At 65.4% G+C, this 20,679-nt stretch carries 16 protein-coding genes and 1 tRNA gene; 8 read left to right on the top strand and 9 right to left on the bottom strand.

What is annotated here, in order from left to right; all coding sequences use genetic code 11:
• Positions 1-213: 213 nt before the first annotated feature.
• The gene (locus tag E4K09_RS19215; protein WP_134499346.1) at positions 214-486 is read left to right on the top strand and encodes a hypothetical protein; all 273 of its coding nucleotides are present in this window, start codon (positions 214-216) and stop codon (positions 484-486) included.
• Between the two features lie 51 nt (positions 487-537).
• Here E4K09_RS19215 and E4K09_RS19210 read toward each other — a convergent pair whose 3' ends face one another.
• Both E4K09_RS19210 and E4K09_RS19205 read right to left on the bottom strand, forming a co-directional pair.
• Positions 538-2,316: an SLC13 family permease gene (locus tag E4K09_RS19210; protein ID WP_134499345.1), complete on the bottom strand. Its 1,779-nt coding sequence runs from the start codon at positions 2,314-2,316 to the stop codon at positions 538-540.
• A gap of 64 nt (positions 2,317-2,380) precedes the next feature.
• Positions 2,381-2,845 carry a CAP domain-containing protein gene (locus E4K09_RS19205; protein ID WP_134499344.1) on the bottom strand — a complete coding sequence of 155 codons (465 nt, stop codon included), beginning with the start codon at positions 2,843-2,845 and terminating at the stop codon, positions 2,381-2,383.
• 154 nt (positions 2,846-2,999) lie between these two features.
• Here E4K09_RS19205 and E4K09_RS19200 point away from each other — a divergent pair, with 154 nt between their 5' ends.
• Together E4K09_RS19200 and recQ are read left to right on the top strand one after the other, a co-directional pair.
• On the top strand, positions 3,000-4,271 hold the full coding sequence (locus E4K09_RS19200; protein ID WP_134499343.1) for a BaiN/RdsA family NAD(P)/FAD-dependent oxidoreductase: 1,272 nt from the start codon (positions 3,000-3,002) through the stop codon (positions 4,269-4,271).
• Positions 4,268-6,070: a DNA helicase RecQ gene (gene recQ, locus E4K09_RS19195; protein ID WP_134499342.1), complete on the top strand. Its 1,803-nt coding sequence runs from the start codon at positions 4,268-4,270 to the stop codon at positions 6,068-6,070. The genes E4K09_RS19200 and recQ overlap by 4 nt, the downstream gene beginning before the upstream one ends.
• 202 nt (positions 6,071-6,272) lie before the next feature.
• On the opposite strand, the gene E4K09_RS19190 is transcribed toward recQ, so the two are convergent.
• From E4K09_RS19190 to E4K09_RS19175, 4 genes are all read right to left on the bottom strand, one after another.
• Positions 6,273-7,385: a Gfo/Idh/MocA family protein gene (locus tag E4K09_RS19190; RefSeq protein WP_134499341.1), complete on the bottom strand. Its 1,113-nt coding sequence runs from the start codon at positions 7,383-7,385 to the stop codon at positions 6,273-6,275.
• Between the two features lie 269 nt (positions 7,386-7,654).
• A complete protein-coding gene (locus E4K09_RS19185) occupies positions 7,655-8,440 on the bottom strand; it encodes an ATP-binding cassette domain-containing protein (RefSeq protein ID WP_134499340.1) in 786 nt (261 codons plus the stop codon).
• Positions 8,440-9,582, bottom strand: a complete 1,143-nt coding sequence (locus E4K09_RS19180; RefSeq protein ID WP_244610596.1) for an ABC transporter permease — start codon at positions 9,580-9,582, stop codon at positions 8,440-8,442. The genes E4K09_RS19185 and E4K09_RS19180 overlap by 1 nt, the downstream gene beginning before the upstream one ends.
• Positions 9,583-9,661: 79 nt before the next feature.
• Positions 9,662-10,603, bottom strand: a complete 942-nt coding sequence (locus E4K09_RS19175; protein WP_134499339.1) for a sugar ABC transporter substrate-binding protein — start codon at positions 10,601-10,603, stop codon at positions 9,662-9,664.
• A 330-nt stretch (positions 10,604-10,933) separates the two neighbouring features.
• Here E4K09_RS19175 and E4K09_RS19170 point away from each other — a divergent pair, with 330 nt between their 5' ends.
• Entirely contained in the window at positions 10,934-11,794 is an 861-nt protein-coding gene (locus tag E4K09_RS19170) for a MurR/RpiR family transcriptional regulator (RefSeq protein WP_134499431.1), read from the top strand.
• 283 nt (positions 11,795-12,077) lie between these two features.
• On the opposite strand, the gene iolG is transcribed toward E4K09_RS19170, so the two are convergent.
• A complete protein-coding gene (gene iolG, locus E4K09_RS19165) occupies positions 12,078-13,067 on the bottom strand; it encodes an inositol 2-dehydrogenase (protein ID WP_134499338.1) in 990 nt (329 codons plus the stop codon).
• A gap of 152 nt (positions 13,068-13,219) precedes the next feature.
• Here iolG and E4K09_RS19160 point away from each other — a divergent pair, with 152 nt between their 5' ends.
• From E4K09_RS19160 to iolB, 4 genes are all read left to right on the top strand, one after another.
• Positions 13,220-15,133, top strand: a complete 1,914-nt coding sequence (locus tag E4K09_RS19160) for a bifunctional 5-dehydro-2-deoxygluconokinase/5-dehydro-2-deoxyphosphogluconate aldolase (RefSeq protein ID WP_134499337.1) — start codon at positions 13,220-13,222, stop codon at positions 15,131-15,133.
• Positions 15,134-15,236: 103 nt separating this feature from the next.
• Positions 15,237-17,084 (top strand): 3D-(3,5/4)-trihydroxycyclohexane-1,2-dione acylhydrolase (decyclizing), encoded by a 1,848-nt coding sequence (iolD, locus tag E4K09_RS19155; protein ID WP_134499336.1) that lies wholly within the window; start codon positions 15,237-15,239, stop codon positions 17,082-17,084.
• 23 nt (positions 17,085-17,107) lie between these two features.
• The gene (gene iolE / locus E4K09_RS19150; protein ID WP_134499335.1) at positions 17,108-17,992 is read left to right on the top strand and encodes a myo-inosose-2 dehydratase; all 885 of its coding nucleotides are present in this window, start codon (positions 17,108-17,110) and stop codon (positions 17,990-17,992) included.
• Between the two features lie 12 nt (positions 17,993-18,004).
• Positions 18,005-18,802, top strand: a complete 798-nt coding sequence (iolB, locus tag E4K09_RS19145) for a 5-deoxy-glucuronate isomerase (RefSeq protein ID WP_134499334.1) — start codon at positions 18,005-18,007, stop codon at positions 18,800-18,802.
• A gap of 178 nt (positions 18,803-18,980) precedes the next feature.
• Here iolB and E4K09_RS19140 read toward each other — a convergent pair whose 3' ends face one another.
• A complete protein-coding gene (locus tag E4K09_RS19140; protein WP_134499333.1) occupies positions 18,981-19,391 on the bottom strand; it encodes a PilZ domain-containing protein in 411 nt (136 codons plus the stop codon).
• 376 nt (positions 19,392-19,767) lie between these two features.
• Positions 19,768-19,844, bottom strand: a tRNA-Arg gene (locus E4K09_RS19135).
• Positions 19,845-20,679 lie beyond the last annotated feature (835 nt).

Below are 20,679 nucleotides of genomic sequence, written 5' to 3'. Positions count from 1 at the left end.
TCCGGTGAGACGGCCCTTTCATGCCACGGGACGCGAGAGCCCGCGACCCGATTTCTGTGATGATTCCGATCAGCGGACGTTATCCCCGCCCCGACCGGGAAACCGGCGGAAAGGTTTGATTTACGACAATTCCAGGCTGTTTCCCGTCTTTACGGGTCGTTCACGCCTTGAGGGCGAGTTTAGACGCATGACACGTCCCTGGAATCGTCAGGCATGAACCCGCAATCCTCGCGCCACCCGTCCTACGGCACCGACGCTTCCCGTTTCGGCCAGCCCCGCGGTCCCGTGAGGTCGAGCTTCTGCATCATGCCCCACACGTCGCATCCGGCGCGCAACGCCAGCTTCATCTTCGGCCGCTCGGATTCACGGATCCGTCCGCTGCTCAACCAGGCCGAGCGGGATCGGCTGCATTGCTGGTCCATGATCATCGCCCTGGCCTCGTCGGCGGCCGGCACCACCCTGCTTCTCACCGCCGTCCTGCGCTGATTCCTTCGCCTCTCATGGCCCCTGCCCGTCATGGCCGTAACGAGTGCGGCCCTACCGGAGCGGCCAGAAGAGCATGATGAGCGGCGTTCCCACCACGACCACGAGGATCGAGAGCGGCAGGCCGAGCCGCCAGTAATCGCCGAAGCGGTAGCCGCCCGGCCCCATCACGAGCGTGTTGCATTGATGCCCGATGGGCGTGAGGAAATCGCAGGCCGCGCCGATCGCCACCGCCATCAGGAACGCGTCGGGCCGGAACCCGAGCTGCGTGGCGAAGCTCGCCGCGATGGGGGCCATCACGAGCACGGTCGCCGCATTGTTGAGGAACGGCGTCACCGCCATGGCGGCCACCATGATGAGCACGAGGGCGCCTGTGGGCGGCAGCATGTTCGCCAGGGACGACAGCCAGCCCGCGATCAGATCCGTGCCTCCCGTGGTGCGGATGGATTCGCTGACGGGGATGAGCGCGCCCAGCATGACGATGATGGGCCATTCGATGGTCTCGTAAGCCTCGCGCAGGGTGAGCGTGCCGAACAGGACGAGCAGAACGCCTGCGCCGAAAAACGCGATGGAGACGGGAAGCACGTTGAACGCGACGAGCACCATCGTGACGCCGAGTATGGCGACCGGCAGGAGGCTGCGGCGCGCGTTGCCGAGGCGGATCTCGCGTTCGGCGAGCGGAAGACAGCCGAGATCGCGCAAGGTATCCGGCAGCTTCTTGAGATTTCCCTGGAGCACGAGCACATCGCCCGCCCGCAGGGTGATGGTGCGCAGCCGCTCCTTGAACCGCTGGCCGCTGCGGCTGACGGCGATCAGGTTCACGCCGAAACGCTCGTAGAGACCGATGCGCTCCGCCGACAGGCCGGCGAGCACCGAGTTGGGCCCGACGACGGCCTCGATCACGCCGATCTCGTCCGTCGCTTCATCCGTTTCCGGCAGGTGGTGCTCGCGGCTGAGCTTGAGGCCGGCGCGCGCGACGGTGCTCTCGAGCGACTCGGATTCGCCCTCCAGCATGAGGAGATCGTTCTCGCGGATCGTCATGTCGGGGAGCGGACTTGAGCTGCGCGTCTCGTTGCGAATAATGGCCGCTACCTTCACCTCGCCATCGGCGAGCTTGTGCAGGTCCGCAACCGTCTGTCCCAGCACGTCGGACTCGGCCGTGACGCGCGCCTCGGTGACGTAATCCTTGATGTTGAGCGCCTCGTCGAGGGAGGCCGCCCCTTTTCGTCCCTTGGGCAGGAGACGATAGCCGAAGGCGAGAAACGCCATGCCGGCCAGCGCGATGCCGACGCCCACCGGCGTGAAGTCGAACATGCCGAAGGGCTCGCCCAGCAGCTCCCCTCGCACCCGTGACACGATGATGTTGGGTGAGGTGCCCACCAGCGTCACGATGCCGCCCAGGAGAGACCCGAACGCCATGGGCATGAGGAAGCGGGAGGGCAGCGTATTGGTGCGCCGCGCGATCTGGAACGCGACGGGGATCATCATCGCGAGCGCGCCGATATTCTTCACGAAGGCGGACAGAACCGTCACCGACGCGACCAGCACGATCACCTGGCTCTGCTCCGTGCGCAGGTAAGGCGCCGCCCGGTTGAGGGCCACCTCCAGCACGCCCGATTTCGCCACCGCCGCGCTGACCAGAAGAGCGCTGGCGACGATGATGACGATATCGTCGCTGAAGCCGGAGAAAGCCTCGTCGGCCGGCACGATGCCGACCAGCACCGCCACCAGCAGCGACATCACGGCCACGAGGTCGTATCGGAAGCGTCCCCAGACGAAGAGAGCCATCATCCCGGCGACGACGGCGAAGGAGAGCATTTGCTGATGGGTCATGAGGATGCGCGTGAGAGGAAACCTCCCTCCTAACGCGCGACCGGCCTTCTTTGTGCCCTGGTGCCTATTGACCGAGAACGAGGGCCCAGTAGCGCCCGTAGCGGTTGTTGGCGTCCGCGCGGGCGAGGCCGATCTTGCGGGCCTGGGGCATCAGCAGGTTGCCGTTGTGTCCGGGGGACGCCTTCCAGCGGCCGATGGCGCCGTCGACCGTATCGGAGCCGGCCGAAAGATTCTCGGCCGAATAGCCCATTACCCCGAACTTATCCATGCGGCTGGCGAAATTGCCGTGGCTTAAGCGTCCGGCGGCCGCCACCACCCGGGCCTGGTATTCCGCCGCCTCGTTGAGCTTGGGGTCGACGCTCACCGGACCCAGGCCCTTGGAGGCCCGATAGGCGGAGATGAGCCTGGCGGCCGCGGCGGCATCGCTCGTGGAGCTGGCAAGCACCGCATCGCCGCCGTCGAGCGACAGATCGCCGGCGCAGCCCGCAAGCGCCAGGACGACGAGAGCCGGGATGAAAAGAGCACGCATCGACATTCCCCTCGGGGCGGCTTGACCCACCGCTCCCCTTGAAAAAAAGTCCTGTGACGGTCATGTGCAGAGCCATGACCCGCAGCGCTGAATGCCACGGTGCAGCGTGAGGGTCCAGACTGTTCCCGTCCCGTTTTCCGCGTCAGCTGAGCGCATGTCCCTGCCTCCCCTCTCTTTTAAGGCCGCCGTCGTCGGCGCCGGCCCCGCCGGCCTTTTCGCGGCGGAAATCCTGGCGCGCGCAGGCGTCGCCGTGACCGTCTACGACCGGATGCCCTCCGTCGGACGCAAGTTTCTCATGGCGGGACGGGGCGGCCTGAACCTGACCCATTCCGAGGATCTCGGGCGCTTCCTCACCCGGTATGCCGAAGCCGAACCCGTGCTCAAGCCCCTGATCGAGGCGTTCCGGCCCGAGGATCTGCGATCCTGGTGCGAGGGCCTGGGCCAGGACACCTTCGTCGGGTCGAGCGGGCGGGTGTTCCCGAAGGCCTTCAAGGCCTCGCCCCTGCTCCGGGCCTGGCTGGCGCGGCTCGAGGGCCTTACCGTGCGCTTTGCGCTCCGCCACACCTGGCGGGGCTGGGATTCCGGGGGCGCCCTCCTGTTCACCGGCCCGACCGGCGAGACGGTGAGCGCCGCCCCCGACGCGACGATCCTGGCGCTGGGCGGTGCGAGCTGGCCCCGGCTCGGCTCCGACGGGTCCTGGACGGGCATCCTGGAGGGCAAGGGCATCCCTGTCGCTCCCTTACGCCCGGCCAATATGGGCTTCACCCTGTCCTGGTCCGAGGTGATGCGCAGCCGCTTCGAGGGCGAGCCCCTGAAGCGCATCGCCCTCTCCTTCGAGGGCGTCACCGTCAGGGGCGAGGCGATCGTCACGGCGGATGGGCTCGAGGGTGGGGCGGTCTATGCCCTCTCGGGCCGCCTGCGCGAGGCGATCGCGCGCGAGGGCCGCGCCACCGTGCGGCTTGATCTCCGGCCCGATCTTCCCCTGGAGGCCCTCACGCAGCGGCTGAGCGCCCCCCGCAAGGGCCAATCCGCCTCCACCTTCCTCAGGAAGGCGGCGGGCCTGAGCCCCGTCGGCATCGCGCTGCTGCGCGAATCGACGCCCCGGCTGCCCGACGCGCCCGAGGCCCTGGCCCGGCTCATCAAGGCCGTGCCCCTGACGCTCACGGGCACGAAATCCCTGGAACGGGCCATTTCCACCGCCGGCGGCATCCCGTTCGCCGAAGTGGACGAGCATCTCATGCTCAGGCGCCTGCCGGGCGTCTTCGTGGCCGGCGAGATGCTGGACTGGGAGGCGCCGACCGGGGGCTACCTGCTCCAGGCCACCTTCGCGACCGGGCTCGCCGCCGCCCGGGGCGTGCTGGCGCGTTTTCGGATTCCCGATGCCGCATTGACCTGGGCACCATCATCGGCCACACGGCACCTGTGATCGACCCGCACAAGATTCTCCACGACGTCTTCGGCTTTCCCTCCTTCCGCGAAGGACAGGAAGAGATCGTGCGCGCCGTCCTGGCCGGCGAGGACGTGCTCGCCGTCATGCCTACCGGCGCGGGCAAGTCCCTGTGCTACCAGCTCCCGACGCTCGCCCGGCAGGGCCTGACGGTCGTCGTCTCGCCCCTCATCGCGCTCATGCGCGACCAGGTGGCGGCCCTGCGCCATTTCGGCATCGAAGCCGGAAGCCTCAACTCCGCCAACGACCCGGAGGAGAACCGCCGCGTGGTGGACAGCGTGCGCGACGGGCGAATGCGCATCCTCTACGCCTCTCCCGAGCGGCTGGCGAACACGGGCACCACCGAGTGGCTCGGCCGCTCCGGCGTGAACCTGCTCGCCATCGACGAGGCCCATTGCGTCTCGCAATGGGGCCATGACTTCCGTCCCGAATACGCCATGCTGGGCGATGTCCGCCGTAGGCTCGGCAACGTGCAGACCATCGCACTGACCGCCACCGCCGACGTGGCGACGCGCGGCGACATCATGCATCGCCTGTTCGAGGAGGAGCCGCGCCTCTTCATCCACGGCTTCGACCGCCCGAACCTCAGGCTCGCCATGCAGGCGAAGGAGCACGCGCGGCGCCAGCTCTTCTCGTTCCTCGACCGGCACCGGCACGAGAGCGGCATCGTCTATTGCTCGTCCCGCGACGCGACGGAAAAGCTCGCGGATTCCCTGAGCCAGGCGGGTTACCGGGCGCTGCCCTATCATGCGGGCATGCACCAGGCGGAGCGCGCCAAGAACCAGGACATCTTCCTGCAGGAGGACGGCGTGGTGATGGTGGCCACCGTCGCCTTCGGCATGGGCATCGACAAGCCCGACGTGCGCTTCGTGGCGCATGCGGCCCTGCCGAAATCCATCGAGGCCTATTACCAGGAGATCGGCCGCGCGGGCCGCGACGGAGCGCCGGCCGACACGCTCACCCTCTATGGCCTCGACGACATGCGCCTGCGCCGGCTGCAGATCGAGGAGAGCGACGCGGCCGACGAGCAGAAGCGCGTGGAGCGCCAGCGCCTCAACGCCCTCGTGGCGCTGTGCGAAGCGCCGCGCTGCCGCCGCCAGACGCTGCTCGCCTATTTCGGCGAGACCACGGAGCCTTGCGGCAATTGCGATTTGTGCATCGAGGGCGTGATGTCCTTCGACGGCACCATCGAGGCGCAGAAGATCCTCTCGGCCATCGTGCGCACCGGCGAGCGCTTCGGCACGGAGCATCTCATCAGCATCCTGGTGGGCGACGAGACCGACGCGGTTCGCCGTTTCGGGCACGACAAGCTCAAGACCTTCGGGGTCGGCCGGGACCGCACGAAGAACGAGTGGCGCTCCCTCCTGCGTCAGATCTACGCCGCCGGTCTCGTCGGGCTGGAGCTCGCCGAATACGGACGCTGGACGCTCACCGACAGGGGCGTGGCCGTGCTGAAGGGCCAGGAACGGATCGAGCTGCGCTCCGACGTTCTCATGAAGCCCGCCGACCGGCGCCGGCGCCGGTCGCGCATCGAGGCGGAATCGGTGGTGCCCTCCGACGATCCGCTGCTCCTCGACCTCAAGGCGCTCCGCACGCGTCTCGCGAAGGAGGAGGGCGTTCCGGCCTACGTGATCTTCTCCGACCGCAGCCTGATCGACATGGCGGCGAAGCGCCCCACGACCGTGTACGCTTTCCGCGAGGTTCACGGCGTGGGCCAGGCCAAGCTCGACCGCTATGCGGACGCCTTCCTCGACGTGCTGAAGGCGCACGCGGCGTAAGAGCGAACACATGCATTCATCCCGGACGAAGCGCAGCGAAGATCCGGAATCGTTCTCAGAATAGAGCGCGGCGGGTGAGGGCTTACGCCTTTCCGGATAGGGCTGTCACCCCTCACCTTCTCCCCCAGGGAGAGGGGAACCTGCGCCATTCTCGTCTCACGATCCCGGGTTCTGCTGTGCAGCCCCGGGATGCCGCAGACCGTTACACCTCGACCCAGCGCCCCTCATGGGCGCTCCGCGCCATGGCGTCGATTGTCCGCTCGATCCGGATGCCGTCCTCGAAATCGATGAGATGCGCCTTCTCGCCCGCGATGCGCCGCATCAGCTCCCGGCATTCGATGATTTTCAGATCATTGAAGCCCAATCCATGGCCCGGCGCGGGAATGAACTTGTCGTAGGGCGGGTGCTGCGGGCCGGTGAGGATGGTGCGGAAGCCTTGTGCTTCCTTCGCGCCATCGGCCGTGTAAAGCTGTACCTCGTTCATGCGCTCCTGGTCGTAGACGATGGTGCCATTGGAACCGAAGATCTGCACGAAGATGCGGCCCTTGCGGCCCCAGGCGGAACGGTTGAGAGCCAAGACGCCCGACGCGCCACTCTCCAGCTCCATCAGCACGGTGGCGATGTCATAGGTCTCGACCGCGCGGCGTCCGCCGCCCTGCACGGGACGCTCCGCATAGGGCTTCGCCATATGCCCGCACACGCGCCTGACGCCGCCGAGGAGCACCCACAGAAGGCTCAGCGGATGCACGCCGAAATCATCGAGCGCGCCGTGGCCCGAGGAGGCTTCGCTCTTCCAATAGAAGAGGTCGTCCGCGTTCGCCATGAAGTCCTCGTCCATTTCGAGGCGCACATGATTCACGCGACCGATCTGCCCCTCGTCGAGGATGCGGCGGATCAGGCGCATGACCGGGTTCTGGATGTAGTTGTAGCCGAGCGCCGCAACCTTTCCCGAAGCGCGGGCAGCCGCCAGCATGCGCTCCGCATCCGCAAGCCGCGTCGCCATGGGCTTCTCGCACCACACGTGCTTGCCGGCCTCGAGCGCCGCGATGGCCATGTCCGGGTGAAAGGCGTTGGGCGTGGTGATCGACACCACGTCGATTCCGGGGTCGTTCACGAGCGCGCGCCAATCGCCGGTCGCGCGCTCGAAGCCGAGTTCCTGGGCCTTGCGCTCCGCAAGCTCCTGCGAGGCTTCCGCCAGCATAACGAGGCGCGGGCGCGGAACGTCGCCGAACACGGAGGCCACCGCGTTCCAGGCGAGCGCGTGACACTTGCCCATGTAGCCGGTGCCGATGAGGCCGATGCTGAGTGTTTTCATCCATCATTCTCCAAATCGGAGCGCAGTGCTGGCATCAGAGATTGCGAGCATCCTCCACCGTCATGGCCCCCTCCCGCCATGCCTTTTTCGTCATGGCCGTCCCCGGACTTGATCCGTGGATCAGTCACGGCCATCCGCGTCTTTTGCGTTGCGAGGGAGACGTGGATCCCCGGGCTTGACCCGGGGATGACGACGAGCGTCTGACTTCATCACCCGCCGATCCGTGCCTGTCGCCTCTCCTTGAGAGACGGAACACGCGTGCGATCCGCCTACACCATCCCGCCCAGTTCCTCCGACACCGCCTGCAATTCCTTGCCGCCGGCCATGAGGTTCTGCAGCTCCTCGATCTGAATCCCGGATTTCGCATAGGTGCCGAGCGTCTTGCCGCGATTGAGCACCGTGAAGCGGTCGCCCACCGCGTAGGCGTGGCGCACGTTGTGCGTGATGAAGATCACCCCGAGGCCCTTGCTGCGCACCTGGTGGATGTATTTGAGCACCATCGAGGTCTGCGCCACGCCGAGCGCGGAGGTCGGCTCGTCGAGGATCAGCACCTTCGCGCCGAAATAGACCGCGCGGGCGATCGCCACGCATTGGCGCTCGCCGCCGGAGAGCGTGCCCACCGCCTGGTGCGGGTCCCGCACGTCGATGCCGATCTTGCGCATCTCCTCGCGGGTGACCGTGTCGCAATGGTCGAAATCCACATGGCGGAAGGGCCAGACGCCCCTCACCGGCTCGCGGCCCATGAAGAAGTTGCGCGTCACCGACATGAGCGGGATCATCGCGAGGTCCTGGTAGACCGTGGCGATGCCCGCGTCCAACGCATCGCGCGGGCTGGTGAAGGACACGGGCTGCCCCTCCACCAGGAAATCGCCCGATGTCGGCCTGTGCACGCCCGCGAGGGTCTTGATGAGGGTGGACTTGCCCGCGCCGTTGTCGCCGAGCAGGCACATCACCTCGCCGCGATGGACGGACAGCGACACCCCGGAGAGCGCGATGACGGAGCCGAAATGCTTGACGAGATTGCGGATCTCGATGAGTGGAGCCTGCGTGTCCATCAGCGTTCTCCCGTGACTTTCCGGCGGATGAAGTTGTTGAAGAGAACCGCCAGCAGCAGCATGGCGCCCAGGAACACCTGGAACCAATCGGAATCGAAGCGCGTGTAGGTGAGGCCGATCGACACCATGCCGAAGATGATGGCGCCGAAGAACGCCCCGATGGCCGAGCCGTAGCCGCCGGTGAGCAGGCAGCCGCCGATCACCGCCGCGATGATCGCCTCGAATTCCTTCTGAAAGCCGCGCCGCGCATCCGTCGAGCCCGCGTCGAGCACGGTCAGGATCGCGACCAGCGCGGCCGCGCAGGCGGTGAGCATGAAGAGGCCGGTCTTCACCCGGTCCACCGGCACGCCGGAGTTGCGCGCCGCGTTGGCGTCGCCCCCGGCCGCGAAAATCCAGTTGCCGGCGCGCGTGCGCAGCAGGATCCATGTGGCGACGAGCGCAAAGCCGACGAACCAGAGAATGGACACCGGCACGCCGGCGACCGTGGGTGTCCCGTTCGGAAACTTCGCGATGAGATCATGGGCGGCCAGCCACGAGAACAGCCCCTCCAGGGCCGTGCCCGAGAAGATCTCGCGCACCAGGTCCGACTCGCCCTCGCCGCCGAGGCCGCGCATCTGCGTGGAGCCGCCCGTCGCCCATTTGAGGCCCACGAGGGACAGCCCGCGCAGGATGAACAGGAAAGCCAGCGTGACGATGAAGGAGGGCAGCCGCGTGCGGATGACGATCTGCCCGTTCAGTCCCCCGAGGACGGCGGCCACCACGAAGGTCGCGGCGATCGCGAGCAGCAGCGGCCAGCCGGTCAGCGTGATGAAGCATCCGAAGACGAGCCCGGTGAACGCCACCATGGAGCCGATGGAGAGATCGAACTCGCCGCCGATCATCAAAAGCGCCGCCGCGATGGCGAGGATGCCGAGCTGGGCCGCGGGCGAGAGAATGTTCATGACGCCCGCCAGCGAGAACATGGACGCGTCGGCGGTGGAGAGGAAGAAGATCGCGACCAGGACCAGGCCGGCGAGCGCGCCCAGTTCCGGGCGGCGCATGATCTTCGTCAGGAGGGAAACCTCTTTCAGGCGCTCGTCCTGAAGGGCCTTGACGGCGGAAGCCGGAGACAGATCGGCGGTCGGCTGGGTGGTGTTCACCATGGAGAGCCTCCCTCAAAGAAACCAACGATGCACACAAGGAGAAAAGCCCGCGGCGTCATGGCCGCGGGCTTCGTCCGGATCAGCGAATGCCCTTCGCGGACAGCTCGACCACCTGGGCGGCCTTCTCCTTGGTGATCAGGTTGGGACCGGACGGCACGTTGCCGCCGGGCATCAGGCCGTACTTGGCATAGTTCGCCAGGAACACCACCGGCAGGTAGCCCTGCAGGTATTGCTGCTGGTCGATGGCGAAGACCGCCTCGCCGCTCGCCACCGACTTGAGGAAGCCGGCCGACATGTCGAATGTCGCGACCCGGATGGCGCCCGTCTTGCCGGCGTCCTTCACGGCCGCGACCGACGGCTCGCCCGCCGTGCCGGCGCCGAGCGCGAGGATCGTGTCGATCGAGCTGTCGGACGCGATCGCAGCCTTCACCTTGGCGCGGATGTCGGCCGGATCGTTCGTGACGGGGAGCACCGTCACCTTGCCGCCGAAGCCTTCGGTGAAGCCCTTGCAGCGCAGGTCGAGCGACACGTTGCCGACCTCCTGGTTCACGCACAGGCCGACCTTGCCGCCCATCTCCTTGAGCTTGGCGCCGGCGATGCGTCCGGCCTCGACCTCGTCCTGTCCCACATGAAGCTGGGCGCCGAGCTTCTTCGACACGTCCGAGCCCGAGTTCATCGAGATCACCGGGATGCCGGCGGCGACGGCCTTCTGGATCGATGGCCCGAGCGCGGAGGCGTCCGGAATCGACACGATCAGCCCCGCGGGCTTCTGGTTCACGGCCGCGTCGATGAGCTGGCTCATGGCCACCATGTCGAAGGTCTCGGGGGCGCGGTAATCGACCTGGACCTTCATGTCCTGGCCGGCGGCGGTCACGCCGTTCTTGACCACGGACCAGAAGGGATCATTGGCTTGGCCGTGGCTGACCACGATGATGCGGGTGTTCTGCTGGGCCGAGACGGGGGCTGCGGCGGCAACGGTCAAGGCTGCGGCGGCAACGAGGCCGGTAACGAGAGATTTCATTGGTTTCCTCCCCAAAAGGGTTCTCATTCGCGTTCCGCAGCCGGAGGCTCCGGCTACGGCGAGAGCAAGGGCGAAGGCTATGGCGAAGGCCATGGCTCTTGGCCGTGCATGCTTTTGCAGAGGATCGCCCCATGACTTGGGCGAATCACCCTTTTCCAGGCCGTTTCCTCTGCCGCTCCGGTCGCGCCTTTGAATGGAACGCCAGAACCTTTTTGTTTATACAGTGGAATATTCATTCCATTTTTCGAGGAACGGTGTCAAGGTCGCATCGAAGCGGAATATGGCTGCATGGAGACTGAAAACAGCCATCTGGAGACCAAGAACAGCGCCATGGAGACGGAAAAAAGCATGATCGGCGCCGATGCCGCAACGGAGGCACCGGGCGATTACGACGATTTACGGGCGTTGCTGATCAGCCGCCGGGAGACGATGCCCAAGAGGCTCAAGCAGCTCGCCGCCTTCGCCATGGAGCACCCCGAGGAGGTCGCCTTCGGCACGGTGGCGGGCATTGCCGAGCACGCGGGCGTCCAGCCTTCCACCCTCGTGCGTTTCGCCAAGAGCCTCGGATACGACGGCTTCTCCCACCTGCAGCAGATCTTTCGCGATCGCCTGCGGGAGCGCTTTCCCGACTATCGGGAACGGCTGAAGGTGCTGCGCAATCTGGAAGGCGACCATGTCCACGCGGCCTCGCTCCTGGAGGGATTCACCAACGCGGCGGCGGTTTCCCTCGAGAAGATGCGCGATTCCGTTCGGCCGGAGGAACTCTCCCGCGCCATCGAGACCCTGGCGAAGGCCGACACGATCTACCTGCTCGGCGCACGCCGGGTGTTTCCCATCGCGGCCTATTGCGCCTATGCCTTCGGCAAGCTCGGCATCCGCACCATTCTGATCGACCATGTGGGACAGCTCGGTCCCGAGCAGCTGGGCACCGCGACCGAGCGCGATGCGGTTCTCGCCATCAGCTTCACGCCCTATGCGCCGGTGACCGCCGAACTCGCCGCCGCCGCCGCCCGCAGCAACATTCCCGTGGTGGCGATCACGGATTCCGCCTTCAGCCCCCTGGTGACGAGCGCCGACATATGGCTCGAGGTGGCGGAGGCAGATTTCGGCGCGTTCCGTTCCCTTTCCGCATCGTTCGCGCTGGCGATGGCGCTCGCCGTCGGCACGGCGGAGAAGCGGGCGGAGAGGTAAGGAAGAATGGAAGGCTCGTTACAGTTCGCTTCGTACGCGAGCGCTGCCGTTGGAGCAACGCTTGCAACTCTCCCTGTCAGGCCGTCACCCGAGGAGATCCTTGCCCGCATGAACAAGAGGCGGGGAAGATTGGTTCGGCAGCGATTTCGAAGACCTCGTCCATAGCCTGTCACGGCAATCCAAGCATGCTGTTCGGGCGGCATTCTCAGCCGCCCTAGCCGCTATATTCCAGTTTCTCGCCTATCTCGGCAGCTAACTGAGTTAGCGACACGCAATGTAAGCCTTACAGCTTCACCGGCCTGCCGGTCTGCGCCGACTGCGTCGCCGCATCCGCGAGGCGTTGCGCCATGAGACCGTCGCGACCCGTGGGGTCGCACGGCTTGCCGTCGCGGATCGCGTTCAGGAATGCGGTGAGCTCGTCACGATAGGCGTCCGCATAGCGTTCCAGGAAGAAGTCCTGCACCGGATCGGCCGTGATGCCGGAGGCGTTCGCCACCTCCACCGTGGTGCGATGGATGTTGCCCGCGCGGATCATGCCCTTCGCGCCATGCACCTCGATGCGCTGATCGTAGCCGTAGGTGGCGCGGCGGGAATTGGAGATCTGGACGATCTTGCCCTTGGCCGTCTTCAGCATGACGGCCGCCGTGTCCACATCGCCCGCCTGGCCGATCGCCGGATCCACCAGGGAGGAGCCCACCGCGTGCACCTCCACCGGCTCGTCCCCGAGCAGCAGGAACCGCGCCATGTCGAGATCGTGGATCATCATGTCCCGGAACAGGCCGCCGGACGTTTTGATATAGCTCACCGGCGGCGGGCCGGGATCCCGGGACAGGATCGTCACGAGCTCCACCTCCCCTACTTCGCCCTCGGCGAGCCGGCGGCGCAAGGACGCGAAATTGGGATCGAAGCGGCGGTTGAAACCGATCATCAGCGGCGCGCCCGCCTTCTCGACGGCAGCGAGGCAGGTCTCGATGCGCTCGCTCGACAGGTCGACCGGCTTCTCGCAGAACACCGCCTTGCCGGCCCTGGCGCCGCGCTCGATGAGATCGGCATGCGTGGTGGTCGGCGTGCAGATGAGAATGGCGTCCACATCGGAGCGTTCGACAATCTCGTCGAGCGCCGCGACCTCGGCCCCCGTCGCCGCCGCCAGCTCCTGCGCCGAGGGGGCATGCGGGTCGGCGACCGCCACGAGGCGAGCGTCGGGATGGTTGGCGGCATTGCACCCATGAATGCGGCCGATGCGGCCTGCGCCCAGAACGGCGATCCTGATCATGTTTCCCCCGGGTCCTTTGCCGGCTATCGGCGAATTTGGAATTGATATTCCAGTGTTTGATGCTAATAGAATAAACGTTCTATAACTGCAAGGGCCAGAATAGTAGAGCCCTGAGACGGCTTTCGGGAAAGACCGGCCGCGGGAGGAATACCATGAAGCCGAGCCTGGATGTGATCACCATTGGCCGCGCCTCGGTCGATCTGTACGGCCAGCAGGTGGGGGGCCGGCTGGAGGACATGGCTTCCTTTTCGAAAGCTGTCGGCGGGTGCCCTGCCAATATCGCCATCGGCACGGCGCGGCTCGGCCTGAAATCCGGCCTGATCACCCGCGTGGGCGACGAGGCCATGGGCCGCTTCATCCGTGAGCAGATGGAGCGCGAGGGCGTCTCCACCCACGGCATCATCACCGACAAGCAGCGCTTGACGGCGCTCGTGCTCCTCGGGGTCCGGGACGAGGCTTCATTCCCGCTCATCTTCTACCGTGACAACTGCGCCGACATGGCCCTGTCCGAAGACGACATCGACGAGCGCTTCGTCGCCTCCGCCGCGGCGATCGTCGTCACGGGGACGCATTTCGCGCGGGAGAGCACAGCCGCGGCTCAGAGGAAAGCCATCCGCATCGCCAAGGCGAACGGCCGCAAGGTGGTGTTCGATGTGGATTATCGCCCGAACCTCTGGGGCTTGCTCGGCCATGGCGCAGGTGAGTCGCGCTATGTGCGTTCCGATACTGTCACCGAACACCTGAAGCCGATCCTTGCGGATTGCGACCTCATCGTCGGCACGGAAGAGGAGTTGCACATCGCCGGGGGCTCGGAAGACACGCTTGCGGCCATCCGCACCATCCGCTCTATCTCGACGGCCACCATCGTGTGCAAGCGCGGTTCCATGGGCTGCGTCGTGTTTCCCGGTGAGATCCCGGCTTCGCTTGACGAGGGCGTGAAGGGGCCCGGCTTCCCGGTCGAGGTCTACAACGTGCTCGGCGCGGGCGATGCCTTCCTGTCCGGCTTCCTTCGCGGCTGGCTTCGGGACGAAAAGCTCGAGACCTGCTGCGCCTATGCCAATGCGAGCGGGGCCTTCGCGGTCTCGCGCCTTCTCTGCTCGCCCGAGATCCCGACCTTTCCGGAGCTGCAGCACTTCCTCAAGGAAGGCAGCCGCCACAGGGCGCTGCGATTCGATGAAGACATCAACCATATCCATTGGGCGACGACGCGCCGGCCGGAGTCCGGCACGCTCATGGCATTCGCGATCGACCACCGCGTGCAGCTGGAGGCGATGGCGAGCGAGGTTGGCGCATCCATCGACCGCATTCCCGATTTCAAAGTGCTCGCCGTGCAGGCGGCCGCGAAGGTGGCCAACGGCCGCTCCGGCTTCGGCATGCTGATTGACGGCACCTACGGCCGCGAAGCCTTATTCCGCGCCGCCGATCATCCGTTCTGGATCGGTCGCCCGGTGGAGCTGCCGGGCTCGCGCCCGCTCGATTTCGAAGGTGGCGGCAGCATCGGCGCGAAGCTCGTGGAATGGCCGGTGGGCCATACCATCAAATGCCTGTGCTTCTATCACCCGGACGATCCGTCGGAACTGAAAGCACGCCAGGAGCGCGAGCTGCTGCGCATCCATGACGCCGCGCGCCGCATCGGCCGCGAGCTGCTGGTGGAGATCATCGCCGGCAAGCACGGATCGCTGAAGACCGACACGGTCGCAGGCATCCTCCAGCACCTCTACGATCTCGGCATCAGGCCGGATTGGTGGAAGCTCGAGCCGCAGCAGGACAAGGCGGCCTGGAAGGCTATCGGCGAGGTGGTCACGAGGAACGATCCCTATTGCCGTGGCATCGTGTTGCTCGGCCTGGAGGCACCCGAGGATGAACTCGAAGCCGCTTTCGCCGCCGCTGCGAGCGAGCCCCAGGTGAAGGGCTTCGCGGTCGGCCGGACCCTCTTCAACGAAGCCGCACGTGGCTGGTTGAAGGGCGAGATCTCGGACGAAGCCGCGATTGCCGACATGGCCGCCCGTTTCCAACGCCTTGTCGACGCGTGGCAGCGCGTGTCGAGCCCGGCCAAGGCGGCTTAAGACGAAGGGCGGATCCGATGATCGGCTCCGCTCTCTTTTCATGCATTGCAAAACCTGAGAACGCTGCCGGCATCGATTCCGGCGCATGTCGAGAGAAACGCTCATGAACACGATCCGCCTCACCATGGCGCAAGCCCTCGCCCGGTTTCTCACCGCGCAGAAGACGGAGATCGACGGACATATCCTGCCGCTATTCGGCGGCGTCTGGGCCATCTTCGGTCACGGCAACGTGGCAGGCGTGGGCGAGGCCCTGCACGGGGTGCGCCACACGCTCCCGACATTCCGGGCCCACAACGAGCAGGGCATGGCGCATGCGGCGGTCGCCTTCGCGAAGGCCTCTCGCCGCCGCCGCTTGATGGCCTGCACCACTTCCATCGGTCCCGGCGCGACGAACATGGTGACGGCGGCCGCCGTGGCTCACGTCAACCGCCTTCCCGTCCTGCTCCTGCCCGGCGACGTGTTCGCCAACCGCAGGCCCGATCCGGTGCTGCAGCAGATCGAGGGCTTCTCCGACGGCACGGTCTCGGCCAACGATTGTTTCAGGCCGGTCTCCCGCTATTTCGACCGCATTGCGCGCCCCGAGCAGATCATCCCCGCTCTTCAGCGCGCCATGAGCGTGCTCACCGATCCCGCCGAGTGCGGGCCGGTGACGCTCGCGCTCTGCCAGGACACGCAGGCCGAGGCCTACGATTATCCCGAAAGCTTCTTCGCCGAGAAAGTCTGGACGCCACGCCGCATCCGTCCGGATGCTGCGGAGCTCGCACGAGCCGCAGATCTCATCCGCAACGCGAAGAAGCCGTTCATCGTGGCCGGCGGCGGCGTGCTCTATTCCGGCGCCGAGACGGTGTTGGCGGACTTTGCGGAACGGCACGGCCTCTTCGTCGGCGAGACTCAGGCGGGCAAGTCGAGCCTTCCCCATGATCATCAAGCCAATCTCGGCGCTGTGGGTGTCACAGGCACCGGAGCCGCCAATGCCCTCGCCGAGGACGCCGATGTGGTGATCGCCGTCGGCACCCGCCTACAGGATTTCACCACCGGTTCCTGGGCCCTGTTCAAGAACCCGAACCGCCGCATCGTCGGGCTGAACGTGCAGGCCTTCGACGCCACCAAGCATAATGCGCTGCCGCTCGTCTGCGACGCGCGTGTAGGCCTTGACGAACTTAGCCACGCACTGGGCCCGTGGAAGGCACCGGAGGCCTGGGCGGCGAAGGGTCGCGAAGAAAAGGCCCGGTGGTTCGAAACCGCGGCCCGCTTCACCGATCCGACGAACGCGGAACTTCCGTCCGATGCTCAGGTGATCGGCGCGGTGCAGCGCAGCTCCTCTCCCGGCGATGTGGTGGTCTGCGCGGCGGGCGGCCTGCCGGGCGAGCTCCACAAGCACTGGAAGGCGAGCGCCGCCCTCGGCTACCATATGGAATACGGCTATTCCTGCATGGGCTACGAGATCGCGGGCGGCCTCGGCGTGAAGATGGCCGACCCGGAGCGCGAAGTGATCGTGATGGTGGGCGACGGCTCCTACCTCATGATGAATTCCGAACTCGCTACCTCCGTCATGCTGGGCCAGAAGCTCACCGTCGTATTGCTCGACAACCGCGGCTATGGTTGCATCAACCGCCTGCAGCGCGCCACCGGCGGCGAGAGTTTCAACAATCTCCTGCAGCACACCCACCACGTGACCTTGCCAGAGATCGACTTCGCCGCCCATGCGGCGAGCCTGGGTGCCCATTCGCTGAAGGTGAAGAGCATCGCCGAACTGGAGGATGCGCTGAAGAAGGCCCGCACGGCCGAGCGCAGCACCGTGATCGTCATCGATACCGATCCGCTCGTCTCCACCGATGAGGGCGGCCACTGGTGGGATGTGGCGGTGCCGGAAGTCTCCGTGCGCGAGCAGGTGAAGGCCGCGCGAAAAGATTACGAAACAGCCCTCGCCGCACAGCGCGTGGGCGACTGATCAAAACGGAAGGGTAACGACAGATGACGATCCGTATCGGGGCGAACCCCATCGGCTGGTCCAACGACGACATGCCGGAACTCGGCGGCGAAACGCCGCTCGAAGTGTGCCTGGCCGAGGCCAAGGAGGCCGGCTTCGAGGGAATGGAGCTCGGCAACAAGTTCCCGCGCGAGCCGGAGGCCCTGAAGAAGGCGCTCGCGCCCTTCGGCCTCGCCTGCGTGTCCGGCTGGTACTCTGCGGAACTGCTCACGCGCGATGCCGATGCCGAGATGAAGGCGCTGCGCCCGCATCTCGATCTCCTCAAAAGCATGGGCTCGAACGTGCTCGTCTTCGCCGAGACGTCGAACGCCATTCACGGAGACCGCTCCAAGCCACTCTCACAGCGGCCGGTCATGAAGGAAGGCGACTGGGCGGAGTTCGGACGCCGCATCACGCAGGTGGCGGAGCGCACCCTGCAGGAGGGCGTGCGCGTGGTCTATCACCACCACATGGGAACGATCGTGGAATCGCAGGCCGATATCGACGCCTTCATGCGCGCCACGGGCGACGCGGTGCATCTGCTGCTCGATACCGGGCACGCCACTTGGGGCGGCGCGGATCCGGCGGCGCTCGCCCGCCAGTACCGCAGCCGCATCAGCCACGTGCACACGAAGGATGTGCGCAAGAGCGTGATGGAGAAATCCCGGGCCGAGGGCTGGAGCTTCCTCGATTCCGTCATCGAGGGCGTTTACACGGTGCCGGGTGACGGCATGGTGGATTTCGTCTCGGTCTTCAAGGAATTGCCGGGCTATAGCGGCTGGGTGGTGATCGAAGCGGAGCAGGATCCCAAGAAGGCCCACCCGCTCACCTATGCCAAGATGGGTTATGCCAATCTCACCCGCTTCCTGAAGGAAGCAGGCCTGCGATAAGGACAACGGACGATGTCGAAGCTTCTCGTCAAGCCGTCTACGCCCGATTCGAACGGGCGCATTCACGCCATCACGCCGGCCTCCGCCGGTTGGACCTATGTGGGCTTCGAGGTCTACCGGTTGAACGCCGGGCAGAGCTTGAAACAGCAGACGGGAGATCGTGAAGCCTGCATCGTCATGCTCGCGGGCAAGGCCCATGTGGCAGCGGGAAACCAGGATTTCGGGGTGATCGGCGGTCGTTCCTCGCCGTTCGAGCCGGATCCTTGGTCGCTCTATGTGCCCGCCCGCTCCGAGTGGCTCCTGAGAGCCGAGACGGATGGCGAGATCGCCGTCTGCACCGCACCTGCCGAGGGCAAGCTGCCGGCGCGGGTCATCCGTCCCGATCAGGTGGGTCAGGAGACTCGCGGCAAGGGCACGAACACGCGCCATGTGCGCAACATCCTGCCTGAGACGGAAACCGCGGAAAGCCTGCTCGTGGTCGAGGTGATCACACCGTCCGGGCACTGGTCGAGCTATCCGCCCCACAAGCATGACAGGGATATGCTCCCTCACGAGTCGCTGCTGGAGGAAACCTATTACCACCGCCTCAACCCGCCCACAGGCTTCGCCCTGCAGCGGGTCTATACGGACGACCGTTCCCTCGACGAGACGCTGGCCGCCAGCAATGGCGACGTGGTTCTGGTCCCCAAAGGCTATCACCCGGTCGGCGCGCCGCACGGCTACGAGCTCTACTATCTGAACGTCATGGCGGGGCCGAAACGGATCTGGAAATTCCACAACGATCCGGACCACGAATGGATGGTCGCCTAAAGCATTTTCGGCGAAGTGGATCCGCTTCGCCGTTAAGAATGCGGCGCACCCAAGAAGGGATGATCCCACACCCCCTGGAAACAGCTCTCGGCGATCGGGCAGGAAGACGATCCCGGTGATTCGCCGACGCGGGCCTTCAAGTCCGCACGAGGTGATGCGAGGCAGGAGATCCGGCGTTTCATCGCTCGATCGCGACCTTCAGCTGGACCATATCGACAGAGACCCCCAGAAGCTGGGCGATCCTCTGGCGGGCCTCTTCCAGAATATCCGATACGCCCGATGCCTCCAGGTCGGGCAAGGATAGCCTTTCGGGGGCGTCGGCTCCCACGTCGCGGTCGAGGAACATGATCCCGTGGCTGCGCCCGTCATACCATATGACCTGGGCACGCCGAATGAGCTTCTTCCCCGGGATCTGCAACTGGAACTCGGCGGGAACTTTGACCGGGTGAGCGAACGCGAGGCGCGCGCCGGTTTCGGACAAGTCCCTCACCGTGCATTCCATACGGGAGAGACCGTTATTGAAGATGATGTGCCCTTTGAGATGGGTGTGCGACCGAGGGCTGGCGCGACGCTGCTCTACTGGCTTCATAGGCGCCCCTTTTCTACTAGCCCTGCCCTCTGAGACCTAAGGCAGGGTTCCCTGACCGGCCCTGTTCATCGAGCCGTTCAACCGATCCTAGGCGGGCACGCACAGCGCAAGGGCCGCCGATGACTCACCAGGCAAGAGTAATAGAATATCACGCGCGCTGACAACCCAGCGTAGCACTGCCACCCGTGGAGCTTGTAAGGTTGCGCTTAGGGATTGGCCGACCATGCTGCGATCATGGGACGGATGCTTCCTCGCAACGATCGCTGCCTGAGCGATAGGCCGAGGAGGCATGGCACGGGCGAGGCAGGCTCTCACATGCTCCCGGCGGCAGACGAGAACACGGGCTCTCGGTCATGTTCGACATGCGGCTGGGAGGTGGCGCACCCGACACGATTCGAACGTGTGACCTTTGCCTTCGGAGGGCAACGCTCTATCCAGCTGAGCTACGGGTGCTTTACGGCGATGAGCCTAAGAAACAGTTAGTGAATCCAATCAGTTACAATGACCAACCTAACAGTCTCCCCGAGCTTGGCAAGGGGCTTGTAGCCATCCGCTTGACCTAGTTAATCACACTCGCTGTGACAAGCCGAAGGCCACCCCCACCCGGGGGAACAGGGCTGAACAAGGGTGGCGCAATGGACTCAAAGGATTTTGTAACAAAGAACGAAGCTCTCCCTCTTGTGGGCTAGGCTATGCAACATATTGCGGCCACGGTCTGCCTTAGGCTTTACCTACCGGAGTGGAGGAGCCTCACCATGCGACGCCTCAGTCTATCCCTGTTGCTGATTGTATCAGGTTCACTACTGGCTCCGCTGTTGATTCTGTTGGCGTTCATGGCAAGTGTGTTGGTCTCGGCTCTCATATTTCCGTAAGGCATATCTCAGTAATACTCTTGAAGCATCAGAGCGGAGACACCTGCGCGTCCGTTACGAGCCGTGCTGGCTCTGCTCGGCTTGCCCTGCCGTGAAACTGGAAGTCCCTGTAACCCGGCGATCCCCGGCTGACCTATTGGACAGGCTGCTGTTTAAGAAGGGATACAATGAGCGATCTGACAGACATCGTTGGACGATCGGACCGAGCGGCTGACGAGATACCCGAGGAGCTATCCGCTTTGCTCATTGAGGCTGCTGGCACGATTCGCATGTTGTGGGGAGTTAGTGACGGACAAGGATGAAGCGTGGCTTGAAAGGGCGGAAGCTAAGGGCCTGGAGGGATTATGTTAGCCCACCGACTGCCATATGCGTTGTGACAGGTCAGGAGCACCGGGGAAGTGCAGCGAGACCAGCTT

Source organism: Microvirga pakistanensis, from assembly GCF_004458765.1.
GTDB classification, from domain to species: domain Bacteria; phylum Pseudomonadota; class Alphaproteobacteria; order Rhizobiales; family Beijerinckiaceae; genus Microvirga; species Microvirga pakistanensis.
Note: the sequence above shows the minus strand (reverse complement) of the source record. Positions and strands in the feature narration are given on the sequence as shown.

Bases quoted from the DNA above. Each gene is read 5' to 3' on its own strand.
- E4K09_RS19215 (WP_134499346.1), top strand. From the start codon at position 214: ATGAACCCGCAATCCTCGCGCCACCCGTCCTACGGCACCGACGCTTCC.
- E4K09_RS19210 (WP_134499345.1), bottom strand. From the start codon at position 2,316: ATGACCCATCAGCAAATGCTCTCCTTCGCCGTCGTCGCCGGGATGATG.
- E4K09_RS19205 (WP_134499344.1), bottom strand. From the start codon at position 2,845: ATGCGTGCTCTTTTCATCCCGGCTCTCGTCGTCCTGGCGCTTGCGGGC.
- E4K09_RS19200 (WP_134499343.1), top strand. From the start codon at position 3,000: ATGTCCCTGCCTCCCCTCTCTTTTAAGGCCGCCGTCGTCGGCGCCGGC.
- E4K09_RS19190 (WP_134499341.1), bottom strand. From the start codon at position 7,385: ATGAAAACACTCAGCATCGGCCTCATCGGCACCGGCTACATGGGCAAG.
- E4K09_RS19185 (WP_134499340.1), bottom strand. From the start codon at position 8,440: ATGGACACGCAGGCTCCACTCATCGAGATCCGCAATCTCGTCAAGCAT.
- E4K09_RS19180 (WP_244610596.1), bottom strand. From the start codon at position 9,582: ATGGTGAACACCACCCAGCCGACCGCCGATCTGTCTCCGGCTTCCGCC.
- E4K09_RS19175 (WP_134499339.1), bottom strand. From the start codon at position 10,603: ATGAAATCTCTCGTTACCGGCCTCGTTGCCGCCGCAGCCTTGACCGTT.
- E4K09_RS19170 (WP_134499431.1), top strand. From the start codon at position 10,934: ATGGAGACGGAAAAAAGCATGATCGGCGCCGATGCCGCAACGGAGGCA.
- iolG (WP_134499338.1), bottom strand. From the start codon at position 13,067: ATGATCAGGATCGCCGTTCTGGGCGCAGGCCGCATCGGCCGCATTCAT.
- E4K09_RS19160 (WP_134499337.1), top strand. From the start codon at position 13,220: ATGAAGCCGAGCCTGGATGTGATCACCATTGGCCGCGCCTCGGTCGAT.
- iolD (WP_134499336.1), top strand. From the start codon at position 15,237: ATGAACACGATCCGCCTCACCATGGCGCAAGCCCTCGCCCGGTTTCTC.
- iolE (WP_134499335.1), top strand. From the start codon at position 17,108: ATGACGATCCGTATCGGGGCGAACCCCATCGGCTGGTCCAACGACGAC.
- iolB (WP_134499334.1), top strand. From the start codon at position 18,005: ATGTCGAAGCTTCTCGTCAAGCCGTCTACGCCCGATTCGAACGGGCGC.
- E4K09_RS19140 (WP_134499333.1), bottom strand. From the start codon at position 19,391: ATGAAGCCAGTAGAGCAGCGTCGCGCCAGCCCTCGGTCGCACACCCAT.